Consider the following 5,740-nt stretch of genomic DNA (forward strand, 5'->3'; position numbering starts at 1 on the left):
TTTTTGGCTGGCATACTTCTGGCTTTTCTGTGACTTGTGATTTATTATTATACCAGTTTTAATGCGAAACAGCTTATGATATAAAACAATAGCAATTGATCCTGAGGCTTGCTGGATACTTTTTTTGAGGGATTTTGCTTGGGTTGACTTGTTTGTCCATTTTGATCGCTGGGATTTCCTGGCTTTTTTTTACCTAACAGATATTCAAATTTAGATATTAACGCTTTTCTGTTTAATAAAATATTAGATTCCCCGTTAGTTTTGTTATAAAAAATCATATTATAACCAATCATACGACGGTTCCTTGAAAAACTTAATTTTGATGAGATAGGATTGTGTCCATATTTTTTTTCATCGCTAGATAGGATAACTGGAATCATAATATATTCTGATTCATGGTCAACGATTAAATCGTCGTAAGCAACCTGTGGCTGTAGCTTTTCTGCTTTTTTCTGTGCTTGAGTTACTGTCGTAGTTGAACTGCATGATAGGGCAACAGCTAATAGGACAAATCCGGCAGACATCTTGCGTAAAATCCGAGCAGTTACCATGATTTTTTACATTTGAGATAGATAGTTATTTTGATTTTATTCTAGTTATCGTGTCTACATCATTCATACAGATTTGTAGGGGTAGTGCCAAGAGTGCCTACCCCCGATCTGGGCAACCACGGGGGGATTGCCCCTACCTTATAGGAATTCGCGCGGATCTGTGACGTGACCAGTCAGCGCAGACGCCGCCGCCGTGTAAGGCGAAGCTAGATAAACTTGCGCTTCTTTATTCCCCATGCGGCCGGGGAAATTGCGGTTAGTTGTAGACACGCAAATTTCGGGTTCGTTCATCCGCCCGAAAGTATCTTTCGGGCCACCCAAACAAGCGGCGCAAGAAGGCGCTGCGGGTTCGATACAGCCGGCCGCTAAGAAGATTTCCGAAAGCGTTTGACCTTCGTATTTTGTGACAAACAAATCTTCGTAAACTTTCTGAGTTGCTGGTACTAAATAAGTCGGAACTTTGACTTGATTTCCTTTCAGAATGCGGGCGGCATTCAGGAAGTCGGAGGTTTTGCCGCCGGTGCAGGAACCGATATAAACTCGATCGATCTTGACATCGCGGCAGTTGCGGGCTAAGTCGCGGTTGTCGGGAGAGTGCGGTTTGGCGACGACTGGTTCTAATTTGCTGACATCGTAGGTGCGATCGCTATAAAATTTAGCATCCCCATCGCTGTAAAATGAATCGAAGGGCACATCAGTCCGCGAAGTAACGTAATCAAACGTAGTTTTGTCGGGCGCAACCGTGCCGTTTTTGCCGCCAGCTTCGATTACCATATTGCACAGCGTCATCCGTTCTTCCATCGTCAAACGCTCAACTGTATCGCCAGCAAATTCCATTGTCCGGTAGTTAGCACCGGCAACGCTAATATCACCAATAATCTGCAAAATTAGGTCTTTTGCTAACAAATAATCCGGCAGTTCGCCGTTGAACACAAAGCGCATGGTTGCCGGAACTTTGATTAATAGTTTGCCGGTTCCCATGATAAAAGCCGCGTCTGTATTGCCGATACCGGTGGCAAATTGTCCGAAAGCGCCGGCATTGCAGGTGTGGGAATCGGTGCCGAAGAGCACTTCGCCCGGTCTGGTGTGGCCTTCTTGTGCTAGGGCGATGTGGCAAACTCCTTTGTAGTCGGGATTTGCTTTGAAGTCCGATCGATCCGTGATGTCGTAAAAGTATTTTATCCCTTGTTCTTGGGCAAAATCGCGGAGAATATCGACGTTGCGGTTAGCGCGTTCGTCGTTGGTGAAAATGTAGTGGTCGGGAATTAGAACGATTTTGTCTGGGTTCCAGACTTTCGCATTCTCACCGAATTCGCGTTTGAAAACGCCGATGGTGCCGGGCCCGCAGACATCGTGGGTCATCAACACGTCTGTTTCTACCCAAATATTTTCTCCGGGCTCAACTTTAGTGCGGCCTGATGCTTTGGCTAAGATTTTTTCGGTCAGGGTCATTCCCATAGTGCGATCGCTCTTTTTTATTAGATGCTACAAGTGTATTGTAAGCGAAACATTATATTAAAATAGAAATTATCAGGTCTCAAAAATCGGGAGTAATGACGATGACCTTGCTGACGTTACCCCTAAAAGTTAATCTCGATCGCGTTCAATTTACCGATGAGCAGTTTTATCAACTCTGTCTCAGTAATCCTGAATTGACCATCGAGCGCGATGCTGAAGGAAGGTTAATTGTGATGTCTCCTGTTGGCGGCGATAGCGGTAATCGCGAGATGGATCTCGGCGGTGAGGTTTATATTTGGAATCGCCAAACCCAATTAGGTAAGGTGTTTAGTTCTTCCACGCTATTCAAATTGCCCGGTGGAGGATCTCGTTCTCCTGATGTAGCATGGGTGGAATTGTCTCGCTGGGAAGCACTCACTCCAGAACAACGACAGAAATTTCCCCCCATCGCGCCGGATTTTGTGATTGAACTGCGATCGCGATCGGATAATCTGCAAACCTTACAAGATAAAATGCTGGAATACCTGCAAAGTGGGGTGCGGTTGGGTTGGTTGTTTAATCCAAAGAATCAGCAGGTAGAAATTTACCGACAGGGACAAACAAAAGAGGTTCGCTCTTTACCAGCACAACTTTCTGGAGAAGATGTTTTACCTGGATTTGTGCTGGATGTTCCTTTATTTACAGATTGAACCAAATGTCGCTCGCAGCCACTTTTACGAAATTATGCGTAATGTTATGTGTTGTTAAATAATCATAATTGACGATCGGGATGTAAAGTATATTAGACATCGACCTAATTTAAACATTCAGTTTGGACGCGAGCAGACTTTTGTCATAATTTGTGGAAAGGTTGAATGGAGGAGTTATTATGATTTGTGACAAATTTCAACACTTCAAAGTGCAGCTATTGGAAAGCGATCGCCTGCCGGAATTTGTACCCACAGCAAAAAAAATGCGATCGCTAAAACTATCCGCTGCGGGAACTGCGATCGGCACTCTGCTAATTTTGTTAGCACCGCCCGTTGAAGCTGCTAATCTGACATTTGTAAGCGATCGCGCCGCATTGGGAGGTACAGATCGCCTTGATTGGTCGATTTTAGGGCCATTCCAGCCGCCGTTTAAAGTATTGCCCAATTCCTTCTCAGTCACCTCGGAACAAGGACTGGGAGTTAATGTCAATATTCCCCCGGCTACAACTCCTGGAGTGACCCCTCCTTTACTTTTTCAAACCTTGCCTTCACCAGGCATTCCCACCAACTTTGCCAGCGGCGATTTCATTTTGTTGACTGGTTTAATACCAGGCCCGCAGCCAGCAGTAGGAAACCCTGGCCCGCTGACGATTACCTTCGATCGCCCCGTGGCGGCAGCGGGGACGCAAATAGCGGTAGATGATACGTTTCTATTCACTGCATTGATCTCGGCATTTGACAGTAATAATAATTTGTTAGGCAGTTTCTCAACACAAGGAACATCCTCATTAGCACTTGATAATTCAGCGCAGTTTCTCGGCGTTCGCAGTGATGTGGCCAACATCTCGCGGCTCGTTTATAGCAGTTCTGAGGGCGATCGAGCTGTGGGCATCAATTCTCTCAGTATTGCTGAAGCAGTGCCAGAACCTAGCAATATTGCTGCCACGATCGTTGCAGGATTAGGCTTGTTTGCCTTCAAGATTAAGAAACGCCTAGTTAAGGGTTTTTTACAGGGCTAGGTGTTGGAAGCGATCGCATTTTTCCAAAAAGCGCGATCGTCTCCCATGTCGAAATTTATATTTGGCGGATTAAGTAATAAAAAATTTTCCTGACAGAAAGCAACCAGGGTACAAGCCCCCCGATAAATCCGTGGGGTCGCTTTTTTCAATCTCAAATCTCAAATCGATTGACTGTCACTTTATTTTTCGCCGATCGCTAATCTATACAATACCCTCTACTGCACATAACACAAAAATAAAAATTATGCAAGTCACTCGATTATGCGACTGGTAACTAACAGCTAGCGAGTGTTATTAGTTAGTGATTACTTAAGAAAAGCAACTTAAACCAGGGACTCTCAAAAAATCTCAGAGTGCATTTCTACAGTTGTAGACCTCAACAAGAGTGACATGAGCTAGATACCCGCAGCGCAAGGGTATCTGGTTTCGTCATTCTCACCCTGTATGCCAATGGAGATACTTCCCATGAATTCACAGACACAAAAGCGTCAGCGCGCAGTTATTTTGACATCAGAAGGTATTGATAAATTCCCAGCAGCAAAAGCTGAGGCCAAAAGTTACCAAAATTCCTACCAAGATTCTACTCTCGAAGTCGAGAGCGATCGCACTAACAAAGAGTCAGATAATTTAATTAAGACATTAGTCAAGCAAATTTTGGATCGGGTAGGGGCGATAGTTGTGGAGATTGCAGGGCAGGTGCAATTCATTACTCAACGCGCCGAACAACTGTTGAACCAGTATTTTTTATCCCGCGCCCCGCACTCATTGCCAGAACTCTTACAACATTGGTTCAAGCAACAGATATCGCGACTCAGATTCAACGGCGATATTCCATCTAGCTGTTTACCATTGTACATTCAGCAAGCAGAAAAACAGTTGAGCGTCCGTCTGATTCCCGATCCCATTGGAGAGCAATATCTCTTGTTATTAGAGGAACAAGAACTGCCAGCATTATCTATTTGTGGTCTGAAATTGTTAGGACTTACCAAACGCGAGGCAGAGGTTCTCTTCTGGATTGCCAAAGATAAAAGTAATGCCCAAATTGCTAAAATTCTTGGTTGCAGTGAAGGAACAGTCCGAAAACATCTAGAACATCTTTACGGAAAACTTAGCGTACAAACCCGGACGGCTGCTGTGATGGTTGCTATGGAAAAATTGGGGTTATTAAAAGCAGAATCTGTTGCAAGATCTTTATAATCCTATACGCGGATCGTCGTATTGTTGCCCGAGTTTATTTTGAGGAGGATTAGAGCATACACCAAGCACACAGCCTAACCGTAGTTGCTGTTTGGCTGAGGTGTTTAATTGACAACAACTCAAACCTAAATAAAGGCGGCAAGATTATGGCAAACCATGAATTGATAGAACTTGACCACGATCCGTTGGAATTCCTAGATGGGGAAGGACTAGCCACCTTGGTAAGTCTAGAAGGTGTGACGGAAGTTACGAGAGCAGATGAGCAGATGGCAGCCACTTTAGAGCTTCATGAAGCCCTCTCCGGCTGCTTTAGCATCATAGGACCGATCGCAATTTGTTATTCCAAAGTTGGCGATGGTTTTAAAGTCTGCCTGAAACTGGCAGGACTTGAGGTAGCCTGTGCCAATATAGATCTCAATAAGTGCCAGACGCTTCAAGGCAATATCCTGTTAGCGAAGGCATCAATTCAAGTGTGTTTGCAAGGTAATTGTCTGACTTATAGTCATTTCAAATAAGTATGAGACACTCTTTCTGCACAATAAGCACGAATAATTTCATCAAGAGATGTGCCAGGAGACGCATACATTTTAGCTCTCTTTAATGCACTAAAATCATGCTCAATATCATTTAAGTCAGGAGAGTATTTTGGTAAAAATATTATCTGATGACCCGCCGACTCAACCAATAGTCTAATGACCGTCTTACGATGAATGGGTGCATTATCCATAATTAATATAGATGGACTTGTAAAATCTGGTAACAAATATAAAGATAACCATCCTTCAAATCCTTCTGCATTCAAACTACCCATAAAGAGCATTGGTGC

General features: G+C 44.0%; 7 protein-coding genes. 4 read left to right on the forward strand and 3 right to left on the reverse strand.

Annotated elements, in window-relative coordinates; translation table 11 throughout:
- Positions 1-47: 47 nt before the first annotated feature.
- On the reverse strand, positions 48-551 hold the full coding sequence (locus QUA78_RS31550) for a hypothetical protein (RefSeq protein ID WP_333306734.1): 504 nt from the start codon (positions 549-551) through the stop codon (positions 48-50).
- A 138-nt stretch (positions 552-689) separates the two neighbouring features.
- Positions 690-2,009: a 3-isopropylmalate dehydratase large subunit gene (locus QUA78_RS31555; RefSeq protein ID WP_333306732.1), complete on the reverse strand. Its 1,320-nt coding sequence runs from the start codon at positions 2,007-2,009 to the stop codon at positions 690-692.
- Between the two features lie 101 nt (positions 2,010-2,110).
- On the opposite strand from QUA78_RS31555, the gene QUA78_RS31560 reads away from it, so the two are divergent.
- From QUA78_RS31560 to QUA78_RS31575, 4 genes are all read left to right on the forward strand, one after another.
- On the forward strand, positions 2,111-2,698 hold the full coding sequence (locus QUA78_RS31560) for a Uma2 family endonuclease (protein ID WP_333306730.1): 588 nt from the start codon (positions 2,111-2,113) through the stop codon (positions 2,696-2,698).
- 179 nt (positions 2,699-2,877) lie between these two features.
- A complete protein-coding gene (locus QUA78_RS31565; RefSeq protein ID WP_333306728.1) occupies positions 2,878-3,717 on the forward strand; it encodes a PEP-CTERM sorting domain-containing protein in 840 nt (279 codons plus the stop codon).
- Positions 3,718-4,182: 465 nt separating this feature from the next.
- Complete coding sequence (locus tag QUA78_RS31570) at positions 4,183-4,914, forward strand: helix-turn-helix transcriptional regulator (RefSeq protein WP_333306725.1); 732 nt, start codon at positions 4,183-4,185, stop codon at positions 4,912-4,914.
- 146 nt (positions 4,915-5,060) lie between these two features.
- Positions 5,061-5,429 carry a hypothetical protein gene (locus tag QUA78_RS31575; protein WP_333306723.1) on the forward strand — a complete coding sequence of 123 codons (369 nt, stop codon included), beginning with the start codon at positions 5,061-5,063 and terminating at the stop codon, positions 5,427-5,429.
- On the opposite strand, the gene QUA78_RS31580 is transcribed toward QUA78_RS31575, so the two are convergent.
- Positions 5,417-5,740 (reverse strand): transposase (locus QUA78_RS31580; protein ID WP_333399224.1); only part of this gene is annotated, 324 nt, incomplete at its 5' end. The two genes, QUA78_RS31575 and QUA78_RS31580, sit on opposite strands and share 13 nt — an antisense overlap.

The organism is Microcoleus sp. K4-B3 (assembly GCF_036704615.1).
In the GTDB taxonomy this organism is placed as follows: Bacteria; Cyanobacteriota; Cyanobacteriia; order Cyanobacteriales; family Microcoleaceae; genus Microcoleus.

Bases quoted from the DNA above. Each gene is read 5' to 3' on its own strand.
- QUA78_RS31550 (WP_333306734.1), bottom strand. From the start codon at position 551: ATGGTAACTGCTCGGATTTTACGCAAGATGTCTGCCGGATTTGTCCTA.
- QUA78_RS31555 (WP_333306732.1), bottom strand. From the start codon at position 2,009: ATGGGAATGACCCTGACCGAAAAAATCTTAGCCAAAGCATCAGGCCGC.
- QUA78_RS31560 (WP_333306730.1), top strand. From the start codon at position 2,111: ATGACCTTGCTGACGTTACCCCTAAAAGTTAATCTCGATCGCGTTCAA.
- QUA78_RS31565 (WP_333306728.1), top strand. From the start codon at position 2,878: ATGATTTGTGACAAATTTCAACACTTCAAAGTGCAGCTATTGGAAAGC.
- QUA78_RS31570 (WP_333306725.1), top strand. From the start codon at position 4,183: ATGAATTCACAGACACAAAAGCGTCAGCGCGCAGTTATTTTGACATCA.
- QUA78_RS31575 (WP_333306723.1), top strand. From the start codon at position 5,061: ATGGCAAACCATGAATTGATAGAACTTGACCACGATCCGTTGGAATTC.